The sequence below is a fragment of the Paenibacillus sp. J22R3 genome, assembly GCF_056269305.1.
Window position 1 is genome coordinate 107,198 of sequence record NZ_JBWDNS010000010.1, and the last position, 23,112, is coordinate 130,309.

General features: G+C 53.4%; 19 protein-coding genes. 3 read left to right on the forward strand and 16 right to left on the reverse strand.

Annotated elements, in window-relative coordinates; all coding sequences use genetic code 11:
- Positions 1-4: 4 nt before the first annotated feature.
- Positions 5-922: a nucleoside hydrolase gene (locus AC0YN4_RS29275; protein WP_475837437.1), complete on the reverse strand. Its 918-nt coding sequence runs from the start codon at positions 920-922 to the stop codon at positions 5-7.
- A gap of 175 nt (positions 923-1,097) precedes the next feature.
- Between AC0YN4_RS29275 and AC0YN4_RS29280 the strand changes: the two genes are divergently transcribed.
- The gene (locus tag AC0YN4_RS29280) at positions 1,098-1,859 is read left to right on the forward strand and encodes a helix-turn-helix transcriptional regulator (RefSeq protein WP_475837438.1); all 762 of its coding nucleotides are present in this window, start codon (positions 1,098-1,100) and stop codon (positions 1,857-1,859) included.
- Positions 1,860-1,908: 49 nt separating this feature from the next.
- On the opposite strand, the gene AC0YN4_RS29285 is transcribed toward AC0YN4_RS29280, so the two are convergent.
- The 5 genes from AC0YN4_RS29285 to hisJ all read right to left on the reverse strand — a co-directional run bounded on the left by AC0YN4_RS29285 (position 1,909) and on the right by hisJ (position 5,630).
- Entirely contained in the window at positions 1,909-2,247 is a 339-nt protein-coding gene (locus AC0YN4_RS29285; protein WP_475837439.1) for a DUF1904 family protein, read from the reverse strand.
- A gap of 15 nt (positions 2,248-2,262) precedes the next feature.
- Positions 2,263-2,820 carry an SLOG family protein gene (locus AC0YN4_RS29290; RefSeq protein WP_475837440.1) on the reverse strand — a complete coding sequence of 186 codons (558 nt, stop codon included), beginning with the start codon at positions 2,818-2,820 and terminating at the stop codon, positions 2,263-2,265.
- Between the two features lie 170 nt (positions 2,821-2,990).
- Positions 2,991-3,929 carry a metallophosphoesterase family protein gene (locus tag AC0YN4_RS29295; protein WP_475837441.1) on the reverse strand — a complete coding sequence of 313 codons (939 nt, stop codon included), beginning with the start codon at positions 3,927-3,929 and terminating at the stop codon, positions 2,991-2,993.
- Positions 3,930-3,946: 17 nt separating this feature from the next.
- Positions 3,947-4,687, reverse strand: coding sequence for an MgtC/SapB family protein (locus tag AC0YN4_RS29300; protein WP_475784256.1), 741 nt, complete (start codon positions 4,685-4,687; stop codon positions 3,947-3,949).
- A 112-nt stretch (positions 4,688-4,799) separates the two neighbouring features.
- Positions 4,800-5,630, reverse strand: coding sequence for a histidinol-phosphatase HisJ (gene hisJ, locus AC0YN4_RS29305; protein WP_475837442.1), 831 nt, complete (start codon positions 5,628-5,630; stop codon positions 4,800-4,802).
- A gap of 231 nt (positions 5,631-5,861) precedes the next feature.
- On the opposite strand from hisJ, the gene AC0YN4_RS29310 reads away from it, so the two are divergent.
- Positions 5,862-7,679 (forward strand): APC family permease, encoded by a 1,818-nt coding sequence (locus AC0YN4_RS29310; protein ID WP_475837443.1) that lies wholly within the window; start codon positions 5,862-5,864, stop codon positions 7,677-7,679.
- Between the two features lie 275 nt (positions 7,680-7,954).
- On the opposite strand, the gene AC0YN4_RS29315 is transcribed toward AC0YN4_RS29310, so the two are convergent.
- The 7 genes from AC0YN4_RS29315 to AC0YN4_RS29345 all read right to left on the reverse strand — a co-directional run bounded on the left by AC0YN4_RS29315 (position 7,955) and on the right by AC0YN4_RS29345 (position 16,084).
- Positions 7,955-9,397 (reverse strand): bifunctional 2-methylcitrate dehydratase/aconitate hydratase, encoded by a 1,443-nt coding sequence (locus tag AC0YN4_RS29315; protein WP_475837444.1) that lies wholly within the window; start codon positions 9,395-9,397, stop codon positions 7,955-7,957.
- A gap of 22 nt (positions 9,398-9,419) precedes the next feature.
- Positions 9,420-10,652: a citrate/2-methylcitrate synthase gene (locus AC0YN4_RS29320; RefSeq protein WP_475837445.1), complete on the reverse strand. Its 1,233-nt coding sequence runs from the start codon at positions 10,650-10,652 to the stop codon at positions 9,420-9,422.
- Between the two features lie 3 nt (positions 10,653-10,655).
- The gene (gene prpB / locus AC0YN4_RS29325) at positions 10,656-11,558 is read right to left on the reverse strand and encodes a methylisocitrate lyase (RefSeq protein WP_475837446.1); all 903 of its coding nucleotides are present in this window, start codon (positions 11,556-11,558) and stop codon (positions 10,656-10,658) included.
- Positions 11,559-11,630: 72 nt separating this feature from the next.
- The gene (locus AC0YN4_RS29330) at positions 11,631-12,767 is read right to left on the reverse strand and encodes an acyl-CoA dehydrogenase family protein (RefSeq protein ID WP_475837447.1); all 1,137 of its coding nucleotides are present in this window, start codon (positions 12,765-12,767) and stop codon (positions 11,631-11,633) included.
- Positions 12,768-12,775: 8 nt separating this feature from the next.
- A complete protein-coding gene (locus AC0YN4_RS29335; protein WP_475784250.1) occupies positions 12,776-13,636 on the reverse strand; it encodes a 3-hydroxybutyryl-CoA dehydrogenase in 861 nt (286 codons plus the stop codon).
- A 38-nt stretch (positions 13,637-13,674) separates the two neighbouring features.
- Positions 13,675-14,883, reverse strand: a complete 1,209-nt coding sequence (locus tag AC0YN4_RS29340) for an acetyl-CoA C-acetyltransferase (RefSeq protein WP_475784249.1) — start codon at positions 14,881-14,883, stop codon at positions 13,675-13,677.
- Positions 14,876-16,084: an acyl-CoA dehydrogenase family protein gene (locus AC0YN4_RS29345; protein ID WP_475784248.1), complete on the reverse strand. Its 1,209-nt coding sequence runs from the start codon at positions 16,082-16,084 to the stop codon at positions 14,876-14,878. The genes AC0YN4_RS29340 and AC0YN4_RS29345 overlap by 8 nt, the downstream gene beginning before the upstream one ends.
- A gap of 147 nt (positions 16,085-16,231) precedes the next feature.
- On the opposite strand from AC0YN4_RS29345, the gene AC0YN4_RS29350 reads away from it, so the two are divergent.
- Entirely contained in the window at positions 16,232-17,119 is an 888-nt protein-coding gene (locus tag AC0YN4_RS29350) for an ankyrin repeat domain-containing protein (protein WP_475837448.1), read from the forward strand.
- A gap of 76 nt (positions 17,120-17,195) precedes the next feature.
- Here AC0YN4_RS29350 and AC0YN4_RS29355 read toward each other — a convergent pair whose 3' ends face one another.
- The 3 genes from AC0YN4_RS29355 to AC0YN4_RS29365 all read right to left on the reverse strand — a co-directional run.
- A complete protein-coding gene (locus tag AC0YN4_RS29355; protein ID WP_475837449.1) occupies positions 17,196-17,693 on the reverse strand; it encodes a DinB family protein in 498 nt (165 codons plus the stop codon).
- A 91-nt stretch (positions 17,694-17,784) separates the two neighbouring features.
- Positions 17,785-19,224: a tetratricopeptide repeat-containing glycosyltransferase family 2 protein gene (locus tag AC0YN4_RS29360; protein WP_475784245.1), complete on the reverse strand. Its 1,440-nt coding sequence runs from the start codon at positions 19,222-19,224 to the stop codon at positions 17,785-17,787.
- Positions 19,225-19,302: 78 nt separating this feature from the next.
- Positions 19,303-23,112: Ig-like domain-containing protein (locus AC0YN4_RS29365; protein ID WP_475837450.1), on the reverse strand; the 3,810-nt coding region annotated here is incomplete at its 5' end.

Genomic DNA, 23,112 nt, shown 5'->3' on the forward strand with positions numbered 1-23,112 from the left:
TGCGTTATTCGCCGAGCTTCTGGAACAAATCCTTAAATACGAAGTCACGGTGCGCATAGTGGGCACAGCGAATGAAATGGCGGGAATGATCAACGCTCCAGCGGAAATCCTCTGACAGCAGCGGACTGTGAACAAGCGTGCTCGGAATCCAGCTTGGATCGACCAGATAAGCAATGGTCGAGATGTCCCAGATCACGCGGGAATAGCCGAAGTGATTGTTGCTGCAATCCCGGAAAGTTTCGTACAAGTATTGGCCGAGCGGCCCTTTGTCACGGACATAATCCTCGACCTCGGACAAAGTTGTCGCCAAGTGGGAGGCTACCCCGGCACAAGGGACCAGAATAAGCGGAACTCCGCTATTAAGAACCGTACGGGAGGCATGAAGATCTTGAGCTAGATTAAATTCCGTCGTATCATGCCAATGCAGCGCGTGTCCGCCGAGCCAGACGACAACGATTTTCTCAATAATTCGCGGCTCCATCAACAGGGCGGAAGCAACGTTCGTGATGGCTCCGATCGCAACTACATACAGAGGATCGTCTTCGCTGGAGGCCATTGCCCGCTCCACCAGGTTTCTTGCCGCTTCGCTCTCTTGAGGAACGCCGGCTTCTGCCAGGTATCCTTCCGAACCCCGGTAGATCGGAATATCCGTCATCTCCGGCATGATCGATTGGATTTTGAGAAGCTCATTATAGCTCTTCTCCATCCCGTCCTTCGGACCCACAGATAAATCATTGAAGAATGGAGCGGCATAGAAAGCTTCAACCGTGACGCTCTCCGGTGATTTCAATGCATAGATGACGGCGAATTGATCGTCGATCTCGTTATATGTATCCGTATCCAATACCATGCGAACCTTGCGCTGTGGATGTTCTAAACGCTGTAGAAGCTTTTGCTGAGGCAATTTTGGAAATTCGGCCATGTCCCTTGTCATCCTCCTTGAATATATCCTGTATTCCTTTTATGATGTGGTTATGAATGCAGGATTTTTCTCGCTTGCTACGCTTATTCTACAACGAATACCGCAGATGAAGATTATAGGATATGGCTGTTTGTTTGCATGATTTGGCTAGGATAACAGGAGGGGAGCATGTAGGATGCTGGCACAAATGGATTTTCTGTTTCAAGCTACGAGGCACGCGCATTCGTATATGCCGATGCATGATCATACCTGCTATGAGCTGGTCTATTATCAAACGGGGAAAGGCGTTACACGCTTCAACGATACGGTCTATACCTACACACCCGGCACGTATACGATCATTGCGGCAGGTACACTGCATGACGAGCGGCGAACAGAGGATACGGATGTTATTTTTGTCGGCTTTCGGTTATCTAGGAGGGAGCTGCAGGTACAAGAAGGGCTCTATGAGGATGATCCCTCTTCCCCCATCTTGCCGCTTCTATTGAAGATGATTGAGGAAATGCAGGAACAGCGCGCTTATTATGCCGACCAGTTGAATCATTACATCAGCTCCATCGTAATCGCGCATCAGCGAGCCTCGAATACCGGCACATCGGGAGGATCGGTTGATCATCTTCTATACGCGCGCGCGTTCATCGACGAGAACTGCAACCAGAAGATTACGATCGAAGAATTGGCTGAAATGGTCGGCTACAGCTACCACCACTTCCGGCATCTGTTTAAGGATAAATTCGGTGTATCGCCTATTTCCTATTTACTCCGTAAGCGCATTCAGAAAGCCGAGCATCTGCTCCTGCATTCCGCACTCCCTGTCACTACCATAGCAATGGAATGCGGTTTCTCGAACGATGCTCAATTCTGTACAATGTTCAAAAGGGAGAAGGGCGAGTCACCTCGCACCTTCAGACAGAGCCGAACAATCGCTAAGACTTAAAGACTTCAGGCAGCAGGTAGCAGGCAGCCGCTAACTGATTGCAGCTGCGCTATTCCGGCGTCGCACAAGGACGACCGTTGATATAATAGGCGGTTTCTTGATACACCTTGAACGCAACCTCAACTTCACCGACACCGGCCTTATTCAGATGTTTCGTTACGGCATGGGCAAGCTCATCTTGAATGACTTGCCCCCTATCGAACCAAGCGATCTCGACGAACGGATAAGTCGGCACCGTTTCGCCTCCGAACACAGAAATCATATGCAGCCCGTCAATGGTGAAATTATCGGTGCCACACTGACAGATACCGGCCATTTCTTCGACCAAATCCTTGCTCACTTCCACCAAAATAGACGTTTCAACGCCTCGTACGCTTAATTGGGGCATAGGTCATCCTCGCTTTTACTCATATTCATGCAGCTGCTCTTCCTCTGCAATGCTTTGCAAATCGTAGCCGGATATCGTAATGATCCGGTAGTCAGGCGTGATCTCGGCATGCTGCTTAGCCAGCTCCAGCACATAACGCGGCGACCCGTCCTGTTCCTCATCATAGATGAGAATGAGTCCTTCGGAGTTATCGAGCAGGAAACGATCTCTCGCTTTGAACTGCCATGGTCCATCATATTTCTGCTTAGAGATAGCGCTCACGTAATCCGCGCCAGCCAGAATCTCGCTGTACGTCGTTTTCTTCTGCTCGTTCCAGTTCTCTTCCTGCTCCAGAAAAGGCGTAATAATCGCGAGGCGCAAGCTCTCGTAGCTGGCTTTCAGCTCGATGGTCACTTCCGCTGCCCACAGCTCCACACCCCAGCCGCCGCTTACAATCACCCACTCCAGTCCATCCTCCGCAAGAGCCGTAATCTGCTTCTTCAGCGCCTTCTTGATAATGGCGATGCCGGGATGCTTGGCCGAGAAGATGCCCAGCTCTGTTGCTCTATAGCCTGTAATCAGTACCTGCTTCATCGCGGTTTGCTCCTCGCCTACTCTTCCAGATAAGGGTAGCATACGAGTGGCAAAATTTCACCAGCTGTCACGAACTTTTGGACGCATTCACAGCCCGGTCACTTGCTCCGAGCAACGAAAAAGCTGTCTCAAACCGCGCATCAGCGCACGTTCGAGACAGCTCCGTCATTCTATTCCATCCCTTTCGGGTAATGTGCCTTCGGCTCGCGAATGACCGTCCCATCATCCAGCAGGATCTCGGTTGTAAACGCCCGCGCTCCCTTGTTCAGCTTAATGACGCGCGCGCCCCGGGGGAAGCCTTCCCGGCCGTAGGTCTGATACCCGCTGGCCCGGCCGTAACAAAGGCTGATGCCATACATTTCGCCCCAATAATCATTGACATGATCATGCCCGCAAAAAGTTCCTACGATATCGCCCATCTCCACCATCGCCGTGAACATGCCGGAATTGATCGGCGCGCATGCGACATTCTCGTATTTGCTGCCATAACACAGCTCTTTGCGCCATACTTCGTCGTATTCGGGCAAAGGAATATGGAAGAATGCGAGCGAGGAAAGCGGCTCACCGTCGTTTGCATCCGTCAGTGCCGCGGATTGCTCCGTATACCAATCGATCTGGTCACGGCTGATCCAGGCATACCCCTCAAGATTCGGATTCTCGGAATAGCTCCCGCTGTCGAGCAGGTAGAGGGCATGATGCGGCTTGCCGCTGCCGGGCTCTCTGACCAGCAGCACGAAATTACCTACACCGGTAATCCCCTCCGGTCCTGCCTGACTCACGCAATGCTCATGCTCCAATTGGACGTCCATCAACTCTTCTCGCGTGACCTCATGCTCGGAGTCATGGTTGCCAAACACGGCTGCCCACGGGATTCCCCGGGCATCGACTTCACGCACCGCCTCGCGGAACGACTGCTTCGGATCGATGCAGTCATCGCTGTAAATCACATCGCCTGTAAAGATGACCAAGTCTGGAGAAGTTTTGTCGAGCACCCGCTCCATCAGCAATCGAGTCAGGATGTCGCCCGGCTCCCCGTTCTGCCAATGAAGATCTGTAAATTGCACGATGGTAAACGTGCCGTCCTCGCGGTAATGCAGTTCTTTCCCCATCTGAATCATCTCCCATCTTAAAGCGATTCTCCACCGGCTTCAATCCCGATAACGCCTTCAATTGAAGCAAGCGAAACGATGACTTCCTCGAACCGCTTCTTATAATTAAGCTTCACTTGCATGCGGACAATCAGCATCTCGCCGAAATCGCCTTGCGCGGCTTCTTCGTTCTCGACGATGATTTTGCTGATCTGGATGCCGAAGTGGTGAAGCTGAGTGACTACTTTGTTCAGGCTTGCGGAATCTTTATTGATTTTCATCACCAGATCCTGCTTGCGCTTGGTTCGCGAGAACTTCTTCTCGAACTTATTCAGGAAAAACAAGCTGACCACGACTAGCAGTGTGAGTACTGCAGAGCCATAATAGAATCCCGCACCTGCCGTAAGTCCAATCGCTGCAACCACCCACAGCGAGGCTGCCGTCGTAAGTCCTGAAACCGTGATCCCTGTTCGCAGAATCGTCCCTGCACCAAGAAAACCAATCCCGCTGATCACCTGCGCCGCTAACCGGGCCGGATCGAGCCGAACATTCGGATCGGAAGCAAACTCAGCAAATCCGTACATCGATAACAAGACGATCGCCGCTGATCCCAAACAAACGAGAATATGTGTCCTAAATCCGGCTGAATGTCCGCCAAGCTCGCGTTCTAAGCCGATCAAACCACCTAGAAATAGCGCCAGCACTAATCGAATCGTCAGCTCCAAATAACTGATTTGCCAAATGCTGGGGTCGTACACTTGAACCGCTGTTTCTCCCATATGCGTCAATCCTTCTTGGTTTATGGTCCTTTGCTTATCTATACGCAAAGCGACAGCGAATGCCTACTGATAGGCCGAAAAAATATATATTCCTTACATAAGCCCAGAGCTTCTAGCTGCGTGCAAATTGCGATTCAAACCAATCCCAGCCGGAGCCGACATGCTCAGGACGATGTGCGTCCGAGCCGTAAACCAGTTCAATTCCCTTGGTCATGCATGCCTGCATGAACCATTCCGGCACATAAGGCTTGCCGCAGCTAGGCACACGAAGACCCGCCGTATTGACGTCGATCCCGATATTTCCTTGTTGCAGCAGCGGTAAGATGGTCGTCAAGCGGCTCCGAATTTGTGCTTCATCGATCGGCGGGAGCTTGAGTGCGAATTTCTCAATCAAATTAATATGACCGATCCGTTTACGCATCGGAAGCTTACTCGCGAAAGCAATTGCAGCTTCGACGTGGTTATAATATTCGTCGACGACTTTCTCCATCGTGCCGTAGTAACTTAAGAGGTTTGCCGTGAAATCGTCTGCCGTGAAATCAACACAATACATACCGTCTTTACCCGGTAAGTAGTGAACTGAATAAACGACATCCTCCAGCTGCTGCTGGTACTGCTCGATGATCGCTTCCGTAAACGGCAGCGCGCCTTGCAAATAATCCAGCTCGAGGCCGACGGCGATTTCGATTTTCCCTTCATATTGCTGCTTGATCGACTTCGCATAAGCCATATAGAGAGGGAGCTCCTCGCCGGGCATGGCAAGCTCGTACATCAGCTTCGCATCCTGCACCCAATTTGCGGGAAGCGGCGGATGCTCGCTAATTGTATATCGTGTAAAACCAAGCTCAATGGCACGGTCCACATAGTGTTCCGATGGTGCATCGCTGCCATGGTAGCAAAACTTTGTATGCGTATGCCCATCCCATTTCATTACGTTTGACATGCTGCTCTACCAACTCCTCTAACCGCATAATGACTGCCCGAATGGCAATATGTACCTACTCAGTATATCATCTTGAAGAATGCCTTCAATAAGCATCGACGCACGCAAAACTGCTTCTTCCAACAAGCGGCATTTCTGTTATAATGAATTCTGTTCATTTAGGTTAATCTAAAATAGAAATCCTTGTAAATTTTTCACTCCATGCCCCATGCAAAGAAGAGAGGAACATGTATGATCAGCCGATTCAAACGACTTCTTATCGGGCGGCCGATGAAAAGCGCAGAACTAGAAGGCGAGAAGCTCAGTAAGCTTAAAGCACTCGCCGTACTTTCCTCCGACGCCTTGTCGTCGGTCGCGTACGGAACGGAGCAGATCTTGCTCGTACTCATGGCTGCCGGATTTGCCGCAGTGTGGTACTCCATTCCGATATCCATTGCCGTGCTCGGTCTATTACTAATACTAATCATTTCGTATCGTCAAACCATCTTCGCTTATCCCAAAGGCGGCGGCGCTTATGTCGTGGCCAAAGATAACTTAGGTACTTCCACCGGGCTGCTTGCAGGCGGGTCGCTGCTGGTCGATTACATTCTGACCGTAGCCGTTAGTTCATCGGCAGGAACGGACGCCATCACATCCGCATTCCCTTCGCTGCATGATCATCGGGTCAGCATCGCCTTAATTATGATCGTATTTCTAACGGTCATGAATTTGCGGGGGATTGGGGAGTCCGCTTCCGTACTTGCCTATCCCGTCTATCTCTTCGTCGGCGCGATCTTCGTATTGATTATCGCAGGCGTTGTAAAAGTAATCGTAGGCGGCGTCCATGCCGATGTGCCGGAGATCGGCGCCGCGGTGTCCAACATCAGCTTATTCATGTTACTTAAGGCATTCAGCTCCGGGTGTTCGGCGCTAACCGGCGTTGAGGCCGTATCCAATGCGATCCCGAACTTCAAGAAACCGGCGGAGCGCAATGCCGCAACAACGCTGATCATGATGGGTACCATTCTCGGCGCGATGTTCATCGGTATCAGCTTGCTCGCTTATTGGTACGGCATCGTGCCAAGCGCTACGGAGACCGTCGTTTCCCAAATCGCGAATGCGACGTTTGGACGAGGTGTCCTCTATTATGCCATTCAAGGGATTACCGCATTGATTCTGTTCCTTGCGGCTAACACGGCCTACTCTGCTTTCCCGCTGCTCGCGTTCATGTTGGCCAAAGACAAGTATATGCCTCATGCGTTTATGGTGCGCGGAGATCGGCTCGGGTTCTCGAACGGGATTATTTTTCTAGGCGTGTTCTCCGCGCTCTTGGTTGTCCTGTTCCACGGGGACACTGAAAATCTTATTCCGCTCTATGCGGTCGGGGTATTTATCCCGTTCACGCTCTCGCAGCTTGGGATGATGGTCCGCTGGATTAAGCTGAAACCGGCGAACTGGGGCGTTGGGCTGACGGTTAATACAATTGGGATGTTGACCACGCTCATCATTACGTTAATCTTTATTTTCACGAAGTTTAGCCAGATTTGGATGGTCTTCATCTTCTTGCCGATCGTTATTATCGGGTTCTACAAGATCAACCGCCACTATATGAACACCGCGGACGAGCTTCGCATCAACATTGATAAAGAGAAGCCGGCCATTAAAGGCAGCACTATCGTAGTTCCGGTCGCTGGTATTACGAAGGTTGTTCTGCAATCCATCAGTTATGCCAAATCGCTGACGGATAATGTGGTTGCCGTCTATGTCGGGTTCGACGAGGAAGAAATCGAGCGGCTCGAGAAGAAATGGGAAGAGTGGGATCCCGGCGTGCGGCTGATCGTACTGCGATCGAGCTACCGCAGCATTATCCGCCCGCTTGTCCGCTTCATCGAGACGGTCGAATGGAAGACGCAGGAAACGGATCATATCACCGTGCTGATTCCGCAATTCATCACGAGGCACTGGTGGCATAACATTCTGCACAACCAATCGAGTTTGCTGCTTCGCGCGTACCTATTCAACCAGAAGGACGTTGTTATTGCGACGGTTCCTTACCGGTTGCACCGTTAGTTAATTTTTGGAAGGGGCTGTCTGCTGTCCCCGCCTACTTTCGCGGCCGAGAGTTCGATTTTTGAACTCTCGGCTTTGTTTTTCGGCTTTTTTGACTCTGAGAGTCGCTTTTTTCGATTCTCAAGAGGCGTTTGTCGAGGTCGAGGGGCGAGGGGTTTCGGCGGCTGAGAGCCGCCAAGGCTTACGAGTAACTTAGAGCAGGTTAGCGATAGTTAGCTGACGCGTTCACCGCGGCTAACAAATAACCGACTCCTAAGTTAGCGAGTCGGTTCTCTTCAAGGGGCGAATAGCTCTAGAAACGCGCTCACGCTCATCGGTTCCAGCAGCTGCGGGTCTTCGCACACTGCTATAATCCGTGCTGTCTGCTCCGGTGAGAACCGCGTCAGCAGGTTGGACTCGAACTTCCGCTTTAACAGTGGGATACCTTCGTCTCTCCTACGCCTGTGGCCAATTGGATATTCCGTCAGTACCTCATTCGTCGCGCTGCCGTCTGTGAAGAACACCTGCACGCTGTTCGCGATGGAGCGTTTGTCCGGGTCCAGATAGTCCTCCGTGAAGTCCGGCCGCTCCTTCACCTCCATTAGGCTTCGCAAATGGTCAACTCGCGGATCTGCAGCCGCCTCATCCTCGTAATGATCGGCAGTTAACGATCCGTGGAGCAGACCAATCGCCGTCATATATTGCAAACAATGATCGCGATCAGCCGGATTGTGCAGCGGACCTTTCTTATCGATGATACGGATGGCGGACTCGTGCGTGGTAATGGTAATTCGAGTGATCTCATCAAGTCTATCGGCAACGAGGGGATGCAGCGCGATGGCGCTCTCCACCGCAGTTTGTGCGTGGAATTCGGCCGGAAACGAGATTTTGAATAACACATGTTCCATAACGTAGGAGCCATATGGACGCGAGAGCGAGAACGGTCGACCTTTGAAAAGCACATCATAAAAGCCCCACCCCTTCGCCGACAGCGCGGACGGATAGCCCATTTCCCCGCGCAGCACCATGAGCGCCAGTCTCAATGCGCGGCTCGTTGCATCGCCGGCAGCCCAGGATTTGCGCGATCCGGTGTTCGGCGCATGCCTGTAGGTGCGAAGCGCTTGGCCGTCAATCCACGCATGGGACAACGCGTCCGTGATCTCTTCCTTCGTCCCCCCAAGCAAGCCCGTTGCTACTGCGGTGGACGCCACTTTAACAAGCACGACATGGTCAAGTCCTACTCGGTTGAAGCTATTTTCAAGTGCCATCACGCCTTGCAGCTCATGCGCCTTGATCATGGCAGTCAGCACATCGCGCATGACAAGCGGAGGCTGTCCGGCAGCCTGCCTTACCTTGCTTGCGTAGTCGGCGGCAGCGAGAATCGCCCCGAGATTATCGGATGGATGGCCCCACTCCGCGGCGAGCCAAGTGTCATTGTAATCCAGCCAGCGAATCATACAGCCAATGTTGAAAGCAGCCGTCACCGGATCTAGCCGAAACGCGGTCCCCGGCACATGTACGCCGCCTTCCATCTCTGCCCCCGGCACAATCGGTCCGAGCAGCTTCGTGCAAGCCGGATAGTTTAACGCCAGCATGCCGCAGCCCAGCGTATCCATCAAACAATAGCGAGCCGTTTCATAGGCCAACTCGCTGTCCACCTTGTAGTCCGTTACGTAAGAAGCCATATCGGCAAGCACTTTATCCGGCTCTGGCCGAATATTATCCTGACCATATCCCATGGCGGCAGCACCTCCCCCTCATTTAATGGCGCTCATGAACTGCGAGCCAAGGCAGCGGATCAGGCCCGACATAAGCGGCGGTCGGCCGGATAATACGGTTATTTTGCCGCTGCTCCATAATGTGTGCCGTCCAGCCGGTCAATCGGGAGATGACGAAGATCGGCGTGAACATCGGCGTAGGGATGCCCATGAAATGATAGGCGGTCGCACTGTAGAAGTCGAGGTTGGGGAATAAGCTTTTTTCCTGACGCATCACCTGTTCAACCGCTTCCGAAACCGAATAGAGATGGCTGTCCTCCGCCCACAGCGAGAGCGTCTCCGACCACTTCTTGATGATGTCCGAACGCGGATCGGAAACGGTGTACACACGGTGGCCGAACCCCATTATGAGCTGCTTCGCCGCCAGCCTCGCGCGCGTGGCCGCTTCCGCTTCCTCCGCATTGTCGAACTGAGTGATTAGTTCCATGACAGCTTCATTCGCTCCGCCGTGAAGATTGCCCCGCAGCGTACCGATGCCAGTCGCAATACAGGAGTAATAGTTCGATAGCGTAGAAGCTGTTACGCGAGCGGCAAAAGTCGATGCGTTAAACTCATGCTCGGCATACAGAATAAGCGAAACATCGAATACGCGAATCGCGAGATGCTCCGCATGTTTGCCGTGAAGCAGATAGAGAAAATGACCCGCAACCGTGTAATGGTCGAGGTCGAACGTTTCTTCTAGTATCTCTCCAGCGCCTGAGCTGTCCGGGGCGGTTGCATCTTCAGAGACTTCGGATTCATGTGTAGTCGCCGAGTCCAACTGAGACTCTTCGGACGAACCATCCCCACCAACAGCCTGCCTATGAAAATGATACCAATGCAGCAGCATCGGGCCCGTCAGAGCAATCAGCCGATCCGCAATATCGGCTGTGCCAACCGATGCCGATTCCGGCTCCATCGTCCCGAGCGCGGTACAGCCTACCTGCAGCACTTCCATCGGATGGGCATCAGCAGGCAAGAGCTCCAAGATGCGCTGCAGCGTCTCCGGCAGTTGGCTCGCTTCCGCCAGTTTGCGCCGATAAGCCGCAAGCTCATCGACATTCGGAAGCTTGCCGCGAATGAGCAGATAAGCCGTCTCCTCGAAGCTGCCGTGTTCTGCCAAGTCCTCGATGGAATAACCGCGGTAAGTGAGTCCAAGTCCGTTTTTGCCTACCGTACTGATTGCCGTTTCACCGGCTTCAATGCCTGCCAAACCTCCGGGCTTCTTCACGGTCATCTCTCATTCCTCCTCCGAGTTCCGTGCGGCGAACAGCGCATCCAGCTTGCGCTCGTAATCGTAGTAGCCGAGATAGCGGTACAGCTCCTCGCGTGTCTGCATGCCGCCAAGCACGGAGGCTTGAGACCCTTGCTCCCGAATCGTCTGATACACCTTCAGTGCTGCCGCATTCATCGCACGGAACGCCGACAGCGGATACAGCACCAGCGATACGCCCACGGCTGCCAGCTCATCGACCGTGAAGAGCGGCGTACGCCCGAATTCCGTTACATTCGCTAGAACCGGCACCTTAACCACATCGGTGAATGCACGATACTCCTCCAAGCTGCCCGCCGCCTCCAGAAAAATCATATCTGCGCCGGCCTCCACATACGCCTGCGCCCTTGCGACTGCGCCTTCCATTCCCTCCGAAGCGAGCGCATCCGTACGTGCCATAAGCACAAAATCCGCGTCAACCTTCGCATCTGCCGCGCTTCGAATGCGATCCACCATCTCCGCTGGGCTGACGATGGCTTTGTTCGGTCGATGCCCGCAGCGCTTGGCGGCCACCTGATCCTCGATATGAATACCAGCCGCACCGGCGCGGATCATCTCGCGCACGGTGCGCGCAATGTTAAACGCCGAACCGAAGCCGGTATCGGCGTCCACAAGCAGAGGTAGATCAACAGCGCTGCTGATACGCCGCACGTCCTCAAGCACATCACCCTGTGTCGTAATGCCGAGGTCCGGCAACCCGAACGATGCGTTTGCCACTCCTGCGCCGGACACATACAGTGCATGAAAACCCGCCGACTCCGCGAGCAGCGCGGCGTAAGCATTTATTACTCCTGCTACTTGAAGCGGCTTCTCCTGCTGAAGCGCCTCTCGAAGCCGAAGCCCCGGCGAGCTGCGATTCATTGAACCCATAAGCTCCCATCTCCCTTCACAACAGAGCGCAAGCAAGCAAGCTGCCAACTGATTAACTGTAACTGTTATCCGTTAACTGCCCCGCAGCAGCTCCCCGGAAATCACCAACCGATGAATCTCGTTCGTACCTTCGTAAATTTGCGTTACCTTCGCATCGCGGAACAACCGCTCGGCATGCAGTTCATCTGCCAAACCACCGCCGCCGCACCACTGCAGCGTCTTCGTCGTCACATGCATCGCCGTATCGCTCGCAAACATCTTCGCCATGGACGCTTCCTTCGTGCAGCGTACGCCGCGCTGATGCATATCCGCCGCGCGGTACACGAGCAGCGCCGCCGCCTCCACCTGTGCCGAGAGCTCCCGATACTCCGCGGCGGTTCTGCTCCGTTCCCTTGGCGGCAGCGCACGCAGCTGCTGCTCGCTCAACGCCAATGCCGCTCGCGCAATGCCGAGCGCCTGCGCGCCAATGCCGATCCGCCCGCCGTTCAGCGCTGATTTGGCGATGGCGAAGCCTTGCGCCTCCTCGCCAAGGCGCTGATCTGCGGGCACGATCGCATCCTCCAGGATCAGCTCGCAGGTGTTCGATCCGTGCAGTCCCATTTTTTTCTCTTTTTTTCCTACACGGAAGCCCGGCGTATCCTTCTCCACCAGAAAAGCAGTAATCCCGCCTACACTGCCGTTTACGCCGTTATGCACGGAAGCGAACAGCACGTACTGATCTGCCTCACCCGCATTCGTAATGAACACCTTCGTGCCGTTCAGCACGTAGTTATCCTCATGTCGGACCGCTGCCGTCCGAATCGTCGAGGCATCTGAGCCCGCGTGCGGCTCTGTTAATGCGAAAGCGCCTAACCATTCACCCGAGGCGAGCTTAGGCAGACATCGCAGCTTCTGCTCCGTAGTGCCATGGTATAGAATCGGAAGCGTTCCAACAGACGTATGCACCGACAAAATAACGCCAACCGTCGCGCTAACCCGAGCAATCTCTTCAATCGTGAGAATATAGGAGGTTAGCTCAAGCCCGCTTCCGCCCCATTCAGCCGGCACAGGCAGCCCCATCAAGCCCCTTGCGCCCATCTCCCTTACGAGCTGCGCCGGGAAGCGGTCATGCTCCTCCATTTCAGGGATGACTTTGGCTACTTCCTGCATGGCAAATTCCCGTACCCTGGCGCGCAACCGTTCTTGTTCATCCGTAAAATGCAGCAGCATGGCAGCGGTCAGCCCCCTTCGTACACGTAAAAGCCTCGCCCGCTCTTGCGCCCGAGCCAACCGGCAGCTACGTAATTGCGAAGCAGCGGACAAGGCCTGTATTTGGAATCGCCGAAGCCTTCATGCAGCGTTTCCATAATGGCGAGGCAGGTGTCCAGCCCAATCAGATCGGCCAATGCCAGCGGTCCCATCGGATGATTCATGCCAAGCTTCATCACGCCGTCGACAGCCTCAATCGAAGCCACGCCTTCATATACCGTGTACACAGCCTCGTTGATCATCGGCATCAGAACGCGGTTGGACACGAAGCCCGGAAAATCCCGCACCTCCAGCGGCGTCTTCCCCATCCTCTCTGCCAGCTTCGCTACAGCGATATAGACATCATCCGACGTCCGCAATCCACGAATGATTTCAACCAGCTTCATAACCGGTACAGGGTTCATAAAATGCATGCCGATCACCTGCTCCGGCCGCCCCGTCGCCGCTGCCAATTCTGTAAGCGACAGCGATGAGGTATTGCTAGCGAGAATCGCCCCCGACCCGCAAATGCCATCGAGCTTAGCAAGCAGAGCCTTCTTCACCGGCATGCTTTCAGTTACCGCTTCGATGACAAGATCAGCGCCGGAGGCCGCCTCCAAGTCAGCCGCTGCGGTAATCCTTCCAAGCGTCTGCAGAGCCGACCCTTCTGTAGTTCTGCCTTTCGCAACGCTGCTGGTGAGCTGCATGCCGATTTGCGCCAATGCCTTGCTGACACGTGCCGCTTCCGCATCATGCAGCAGCACTTGACAGCCCGCTTGCGCGGCAACAAGCGCAATACCGCTTCCCATCTGGCCTGCTCCGACGACCGACACATGGTGGATATCTGCCATGATTGACTACCGCCTTCCCTAAGCCCTTTTGCTCCAACCTATCCGCAGCTATCATCCACCCGAACCAACACGGCATCGCCCTGACCGCCACCGCTGCAAATCGCTGCGATTCCTAATCCCCCGCCGCGCCGCTTCAATCCGTTAATCAGCGTCATGATAATCCGCGCGCCGCTTGCTCCGACAGGATGGCCGAGCGCGATAGCGCCGCCATGCACGTTGACCTTGTCGGCATCCCAGCCTGCCAGCTTCCCGCAGGCCAAGACAACGACCGCGAACGCTTCATTGACCTCGAAGCGGTCAATCGCATCCATCGCGAGCCCGTGCTGCTGCAGCAGCTTCTGCACGGCAAAAGCCGGCGCGATCGGATAATTGCGCGGCTCCACGCTAACCGCGGCATGACCGAGCAGCACAGCCTGCGGGGCGCAGCCTTCCTGCAGCGCCCTGCTCTTCGAGGCCACAACGAGCGCCGCCGCTCCGTCGTTGATCCCCGGGGCGTTGCCTGCCGTAATCGTGCCGGAACCTCCGGCAGCGAATACCGGCATCAGCGCAGCCAGCTTCGCTGCGCTTGTATCTCCGCGAGGCGCTTCATCCTTATCGATCGCGAATACATGACTCTTCGTCGGCACTGCACCCGGCAGCGGAACGGGAACAATTTCCGAATGAAAGTAACCCTGCAGGCTGCTCTGAACGGCACGCTCATGGCTGCGCAGCGCCCATTCATCCTGTTCCAATCGGCTGATGCCGTACTCGGCCGCAATGTTGTCGGCATAGTCACCCATATGCATATCAGCGAAAGCACAGCGTAACCCATCGCGAAGCAGTAGATCCGCTGCCCGGCCATCCCCCAGCCGCATGCCCATACGCGCTTCCGTCAAGGCATACGGGACTTGACTCATACTCTCCATGCCACCTGCGACGATCAGCTCCGCATCGCCCGCCCTAATAATCTGCGAAGCCATCGTCAGCGCCCGCATGCCCGATGCACACACTTTATTGATGGTCTCCGCCGGTACCGAATGGCTAAGTCCTGCCAGCATCGCTGCTTGCCTCGCCGGATTCTGGCCCGCTCCCGCTTGAACGGCCATCCCCATAATGACCTCATCTACCGCAGCAGGCGATATTCCTCCGCGATGCAGTGCACCTTCAATGGCAAGACCGCCAAGCTGAGTCGCCCTCATCCCCTTCAGCGCTCCGCCAAACTTGCCGAACGCCGTCCGCGCGCTCCCTACAATGACAAGCTCAGCCATGACGTCGCCCCCTTTCCCTTCCGCCACTGCCTCTTCCTTTGGGCTGGGGCAACTTCGGACTGAGGTCCAGCCCTTTGAAGATCTGCACTGCTTTCGCATCTCGCATATACCGCTCTACCGGATATTCCTTCATGTAGCCGTAACCGCCATAGACCTGAACGGCATGGATCGTCGACGTCATCGCAGCATCCGCAGCAAAGCTGAGCGCCAGCGCAGCTTCCCAGCCTTCACCGTCCTCCGTAAGTCCCCGATCCTCCAGCCAAGCTGCTTGATACACAAGGAGCTTGGAGGCATCGGCAGCAGTCCGCATATCCGCCAGCATCCAAGCCACTGCCTGATGTTTCGCGATCGGCTTGCCGAACTGCGAACGCGCCTTGGCATAACCAAGCGCAGCTTCCGCAGCGCCTTGCGTAATACCGGCGGCAACTGCGGCAAGGCCGTAGCGTACACCTGCCGCCGCACGGCCTGCAATCGCGCCGCCCTGACCGTCACGACCGATTCGCTGCTTCTTCGGCACGCGGCAATCCTGAAACTTTAAATGCGCCATCCCCGCTGAGCGCAGACCAAGCTTCTTCGTGACCGGCTGAATCAGAAGGCCGGGGCTGTCTTTCTCGATGATAAAAGCGCTGTAGCGCTTGCGTCGTCCTCCCGCACTCTCTCCGGTCACCGCGTAAATGATGAAGTAATCTGCCGTCGTGCCGCCAAGGATATATTTTTGCTGACCGTTTAGGACATAACACTCCTCTTGCGCCTCATCACCCTGCGACGACTGCAATTGCGCGGAGACTCCGATTCGCAGTGTTGTCCCCGGATCTACTGCCCCCGGCAGCACACCCGTACCTATACTGATGCCCTCGATAAGTCTCCTCAGATAATGCCGCTTCAGCTCCACGCTCCCGAACCGATGCAACGGCCACGCCGATAGAAAAACATGGGCCCACAGCGCCGCGCCAAGCGACGCGCTTACTCTGGACAACTCCTCCAGCACCAGGACAAAACCGAGAAACCCGCCGCCAGCGCCCCCCTCCTCCTCGGGCCAAGGCAATGCCGTAAAACCAAGCTGCGCCATCGCGTCAAACGAACGCCTGTCGAATAATTCGGCCTCATCCAGTCCGCCTGCTTCCCGTGCCACCTCATGCTCCGCAAACCGTGCCGCCATCTCGCGAATCATCAATTGTTCTTCCGTCAGAGAGAATTTCACCTCATACGCTCCCCCTTCTTGAATCAGACAGAAGCGTTGCCTGCTATTTGGCGCTTATTACATCGTATTTTCGCCGGAGCCGATTCATGATAGAGTGGAAACAAAGGCCTTATGATTTGACCATTATGGGTTGGAGTTGATCGACGGATGATTCACAGCAATGAACTCGATAATCAAGCAATAGAAGACTCGCTATCGGCAGCGTTTCCGGATGCCTGCACGGCGGTGAAGACCGGGAATGTAGAGCTGCTCAAGCAGCTGTTGCACGCACATCCTGCTTTGGCGAACGCCAGATCGTTGCAAGGAAGAACGCTGCTGCATCATCTATGTGACTGGCCCGGCCATTATCCGAACCAGTTGGAAATCGGACAAGCTCTGCTGGATGCTGGAGCGGATGTGAATGCAAGGGCAATTGATCCGGAGCGCGGAGAAACGTCGCTGCAATGGACAGCCAGCAACGACGATGTTGCAATGGCGAATCTGCTGCTTGATGCCGGAACGCCAATTAACGGCTTGAATGATGACCGCAGACCGCTAGCGCAATCCGTTTGGTACGGCTGCACGAAGGTGACCGAGCTGCTCGTCCGCCGAGGCGCGGCGCTTGATCTTGAGCTTGCTGCTGCCGTAGGCCGAGCGGATCTGCTGCCCTCTTTCTTCGGTCCGGATGGAGAGCTTCTGCCGAGCGCCGGCAAACACCGCGAACCTGTCAACACAACGAATCCAAGCGCTCCCGAGGAGCTGCTGCAGCAGGCACTCATCTATGCCATCATTGGAGGCAGCCATGAATCCGCCTCTTATCTGCTAGACCGCGGTGCCGATGTCAACGGCATTCCTTCCGGCTTCGATCATACCGGCGCCGCTCCCTTGCACTGGGCAGCAGCGGGTACGAACACAACAATCATTCACCTGCTCGTGGAGCGAGGCGCCGATCTGAATATCAAGGATCGCCGGTATCACAGTACGCCGCTCGGATGGGCCAATCATTTCAAGCGGACCGAGCACGAGGCGCTGCTGCGCAATTTAGGCGGCTTATAAAGACAGCAAAAAGACCGAGCAGTCATCCTCTCGCATGCGAGTGGAAACCGTTCGGCCTTCTTTTTTGTCCATTACATCACTTTGGAGCTGTCATACCCATCTGTTCCCATTCTTCCTTGGAAGGGCCATACACACCTGCAACAGGCAGTCCGGCTTGGCGCATGAGAATGGTCAGTTGACCGCGGTGATGGACTTCATGCTTAATGAACTTCGACAGCGTAACACCATTTTGCCATACTTGACCGAAGAGGTTGTGGCTCTCGAGCAACTTCTCATCGGACCACTGCGATGCCGCTTCAAGAATGGATGCCGCTGTCTCGCGGTAAGTTTCTGCAATAACAGCGGCCGATTGCGGCTGTTCCTCATTAGCTGCCGGTGCCTTGAAATGAAGTCCGATCTTGACCAGCATACCTGCATCATCGTGAACCAAATGCCATGCCAGGAATCCAAGCGTTCTGCGGCCTGTCGCAATCGACTGTGCCAGCGATTCATCCGTCAGCAGGTCCAGCAGCATCTGCGTCCCTTGCGATTCCTGCTTGTAGTCCTCAATAAAATCTTTAACTGTTCTAAACATATGTTTCGCCTCCATAACCTGCTTCAAATGACTTCTCGTATGTACTATATCGCAGGTCTGCTGACAACAGCATGTCAGTTGAGTTCAACTTTTATACATGGTTCATGCTGTCTAGCTTCTTTCGCACCATGTTCAGCTCGGGATGACTGGCGAGAATTTGCTCATACTTAGCTTTCGCCTCTGTTTGCTTGCCCGCTATTGCCGTAAGATCCGCGAGCGCAAGATCTGCTTTCCAATCCGCAATCGCAGCATCCGCCGTTACAGTTCCCCGATAAGTACGGAATGCCTCCTTCGATTCTTTGAGGCTGCGCTCTGCCTGCTGCAACAAAACTCCCGCCTGCCTCATCTGTGCTCTGGCCAAGTGGTACTTGGCATCCGGGAAGTTTGGCTGCACTTCAAGGGCACGTAAGCATACGCGTTGTGCCTGCTCATAATCCTTCGTGTTCATATAGATTTTGTTCAAATACATCAGGACATCCAGTAACCTGCCAAAATTCGGCTTACCCGGAGCAAGCCGCTCTGCCTCAAGGAATAACGCCTTCGCTTTCTCAATATCCCCTGTCGCTAGGGTTTCTCTGCCGTAATACAGATACCAGCCCGGATTGTTTGGCTCCTGCTCCACCATCAGCTTCAGCAATCGCAGGTTGCGTTCAAGCTTGTTCTGCTGCCCCATGATTGCCGGCTCATAGCCGTCATGATGAAGCCGGATACGGACCGGGCGCCTCATCATGCGGTCGTCGTACATATCTTCGCCTTCAATGACAACCTGCTCGTGAACACGCCCGTAATAATGTAAGCCGCGATTAAGCGGGAACATGCGTGGGTTCGCATAATCAGCTGATATTTTACCCTGTATCTGATTGACTTGGCATACATTAAGAACGGTGTGCGAGAAACGATCATGGAACATCGATGCCGCCATTCGGACATTGCCGATGTCCTCCGGAAACAGCCATTCATCCGCATCCACCCAGAGCACCCAATCGCTCTTGATATGCGGCAGAGCTTGATTTCGCTTCCATGCAAAATCATCATTCAGCGCAACGCTTCGTATAATCTTCACCTTCGGCAGATGCTCCACAAGCTCAATCGTGCCGTCCGTAGAATCCGAATCGATAATGAGGATTTCATCTACGGCATCCTGTAAGCTATTGACGCAGCGGACGATACAACGTGCTTCATTGCGCGTCATAATAGCCGCCGCAACGGTTACAGCTGGTTGCAGCTGCCATAATTCAGCTAAATCCACGCGCGATTCCCCCGGTGGTTTGCCCGCCAGCACCTTCTGCACCTCGCTCCCCCACTGCGCCTGCGGGTCGAGCAGATTGCCTCTCTCGAAGGCATGTCCCGCTTCTTGCGCGTAGCCTTGATGCAGCAGCGCCTCGCCAAGAAACACCCAATATTGCGCCAATAGCGGCTGATTGCGCAGACTATCGAGTGCCAGCTTTTCCGCCAGTTTGAACTTACGAGCCGTTAGCGCTTGACGAATGGCGTTCGAAGCTGACTGTTTCTTATCCGTTGCCTGTTCCAAGAGCTCATTCTCCTTCGGGTTTGATTTGAAAAGAAAAGGCCAACCAGAAATAAGTTGGCCAATGGTTAAAATCTTTTTCTAAGCGGAACCTTCCTCCGGGAAGGCGACGTTCATGTAAAGTTTAAATTCTCTGGTTATCTCTCCATCCGAAATGCTCACCGTGATGAATTCATAGTCACCTGGGTACATAGCTTCTGAATTCACATCAAAATGTAACATCGACCCATTTAGAGAAAGACTGCTATGAATAATATACTCACTGTCTACAAAATCCAGTGTCAATGTTGCTAAGTTCATACCCGTTAATAGACCTGCAAGGTCTTTATCGATACTAAAGTCGTCTACAATATCGATGCTATCATCGAAGATGACGAATGTACGATAAGCATAGCCTGAGCCAAACGGCAGCCCATCCGATGTCATGATTTCCAGTGACTGCACACCTGCATCCAAACCTAGTACAAGCAGCTTCCCGTTCGCATAGAAAGTAGTGACACAATTGCCGTTTTCGCCACAAATGGAATCATCAGGAACTGCAATAACCGAAGTTATAGGATCTCCCTCAGCATCCGTGATTTCCAGCTCAACCGTCACGCCTTTCTTAAGCATTATCGGCGGAGCTTCTCCACCACCATCTAAAGCCGGAGCCGAATTCTCCCGAATTAAGATCGTATAGCTTTTTTCGTTTCCGTCGGCTGTACGACCCTTGACTTCAACTTCTGACACCGTCGTAAATGTCGCATCCGTCCATAGGTTCAGCCATGGATCAATCGTCCAAATACCGAGATCATAACTGCCAATGCTCTTGATCTCTGCATCGTTATAAGCGGTAACTTGGAATTCGTCGGCATTATGAAAGATGTCTTTCATGTCAATATAGGCATTGTGATCCACATAGCCCTGATTATCGTAATTATCAAAGAATTGCACGCCGAAATCTTCGACCGTAAGCCCGACATAGAGCTTAAATTCATCGGTAATCGTCAAGCCGTTGCCATCATCGGCCACGACTTCTATCGTCGAAATGTCATCTGTATCCAATCCTAGTGTCAGAAGCGTCTGTCCTTCCATATCCTCGATTGATACAACTTGAGCATTACCCGAAGTTACTTCTGCACTGTAATTAAATGAACCCGTGAAATAAGAAGATAGATTGATCTCATATTCCAGCTCATCGTTAGAAAGATCCTCATCCCAAATGCCGCTCTCTCCAAGATTAACCCTTACAGGTATCGTCAACCATGAATCTCCCCCGGTATCGCTAGCCATCAAATCGAAACTGACAAAGCCCGGAGAGCCAAGAGATATCAGATCCAGCTCTGAACCGTTCAAACCGCCCCCAATGCTGTAGCCATTCGGTTGGAAGGTCGTGCTATAGATTACAGGCTGACCGTCTACTTCTTTGAAAATCTTCGTTAAATCAAGCTTGGCACTCTGCCCAGAGCCTAGCTCGATCGTGCCTTCGCTTCCAACCATTCCTTCTTCCAGCTCGTCATCCATCGGATTAATGATGACAGTAATCGTTGCTTCGCTATACGAAGTTCCATCAAATACGCTGAAAGTGAAATGATCTTCGCCGTACTCATTTTCGTATGGCGTATAGGTGAAACGACCATTCTGTTCCAGCTCCAGCGTTCCCTTCGCGGGGCCACCGTTCTCAGCTATCGTGAAGGTAAGAGTCAAGCCTTCCGGGTCACTGCCCGTAACCTGATCCGACAGTGGCGTATCCTCATCGGTGTAGACCGTCTTTGTGTCTGCAGTCGGTGCGTTATCTACCTCGTGTATCGTAATGGTCACAATTCCGTTGCCGATTGACTCCAAATTGCCGTCGCTTACTTTATACATGAAAGTATCTTGACCGCTTATTACGCCTTCATTAGGCACATAAACGAACTCGCCACTATCGGGATTAAACTCTGTGATTGTCCCTGAACCTGGAGCTCCCTGCATTTCCACAAGGGTATACGTCAAATTATCCTGATCGTCGTCTCCGCCGACCAGCGTGCCAGGCAGCTCTTGCCCTTCATACGCGTCGAACGTCATATTAGGCGCGGTTGGCCGCACATTGACATCTTTGACCGTGATGGTTACGTTGATGGTCGCCGAATTAACCTCGCCATCATTTATACGATAAGTGAACAAATCCGAGCCAGTGTAATCTGCGTTAGGATAGTACGTGAAGCGGCTCAAATCCGAAGAGCTGCGCGACAAGTATCCATGGCTAGGGGAAGACAGGATGGTGAAACTTAGCGTGTCCTCGTCATCATCCGTACCATGAAAATAATCTGAATAGCTGTTGTCTTCATCAACCTCGAAGCTCCAATCTTCCGCCTCAGGCGCTTGATTCACATCAATAATCGTGATCTGTACCGTCTTCACGTCCGAATATTCTTTGCCGTCATAGATTCTGTACTTAAACGAATCTGATCCGCTCTTCCCTCTGTCCTGCACGTAAGTAAACTCCCCCGCACTTGGCGAATTCGGCGTAACCGTGCCATAATCCGGCCCTTCCCCTTCTTGTATGATGTATTGAAGCGTGTCTCTGTCTTCCCAATCCGCGTCCCAGCCGTTGAAGCTAACTGCCTTACTGTCACCTTCATTCACTTCAAAGCTGATATCCTGTGCTCTTGGCGCATCATTTTGAGAGGAGATGTTAATGTTTACGACCGATACATTGGAATCTTTCTGTCCATCATTAACGACGTAGGTGAACGAAGTGCCTCCATATGAGTTTGCAATAGGCTTAAAGCTGTATCTGCCGTCTTCATTTAAACTAAACTCTTCTGATGCAGGAGGTGCCGACGTTAGCCGATAAGTCAGCACATCGCCATCCACGTCCCTCCCAGTCAATTGACCCGTTATGGATTGATCTTCAAGGATGTTGATATCCTGAAATTCCTCAAGTGTCGGCGCGTCATTCACGGCGTTGACCGTGATCGTCACCGCGACCTCATCCGAATCCTCCGCACCATCGTTCACGATATACGTGAACGAATCCGGTCCATTATAGTCCGCATCTGGCACATACGTGAACTTGTTTTGCTCTGACGAGCTTGCGATCAACTCGCCATGAATCGGACCTTTGCCCTCTACGATAATAGCTGTCAGCTCATCTTCGTCTGCATCTGTCCCGCCGAGCTGAATGGATGTCGTAGTGTCTTCGTTTAGCTCCACCACACTGAGCTCATTCGCTTCCGGCGCGTGATTTACATCGATAATCGTGATCTGTACTGTCTTCACGTCCGAATATTCTTTGCCGTCATAGATTTTGTACTTAAACGAATCTGACCCGCTCTTCCCGCCGTCTTGAACATAGGTGAACTGTCCCAGTTTTTCCGGATCCTGTGTAACCGTGCCGTATTTCGGCCCTTCGTCGTCGACGATCATGTACTGAAGCGTACTAGTCTCCCCGGGATCCGCGTCCCAGCCGTCGAAGCTAATTTCTTTACTTTCACCTTCATTCACTTCAAAGCTAAGATCCTGTGCTCTTGGCGCATCATTTTGAGCGGCGATGTTAATGTTTACGACCGATACATTCGAATCTGTCTGTCCATCATTGACGACATAGGTGAATGAAGTACTTCCATATGCGTTTGCGATAGGCTTAAAGCTGTAACTACCGTCTTCATTGAGAGTAAACGTCTCTGATGCAGGCTTCGCCGACGTCAGCCGATAAGTCAGCACATCGCCATCCACGTCGCTCCCTGTCAATTCGCCCAATATGGATTGATCTTCAAGGATATTGATATCCTGCATCGCCTCAAGTGTCGGCGCGTCATTCACGGCGTTGACCGTGATCGTCACCGTGACCTCATCCGAATCCTCCGTACCATCGTTCACGATATACGTGAACGAATCCGGTCCATCATAGTCCTCAGCCGGCACGTA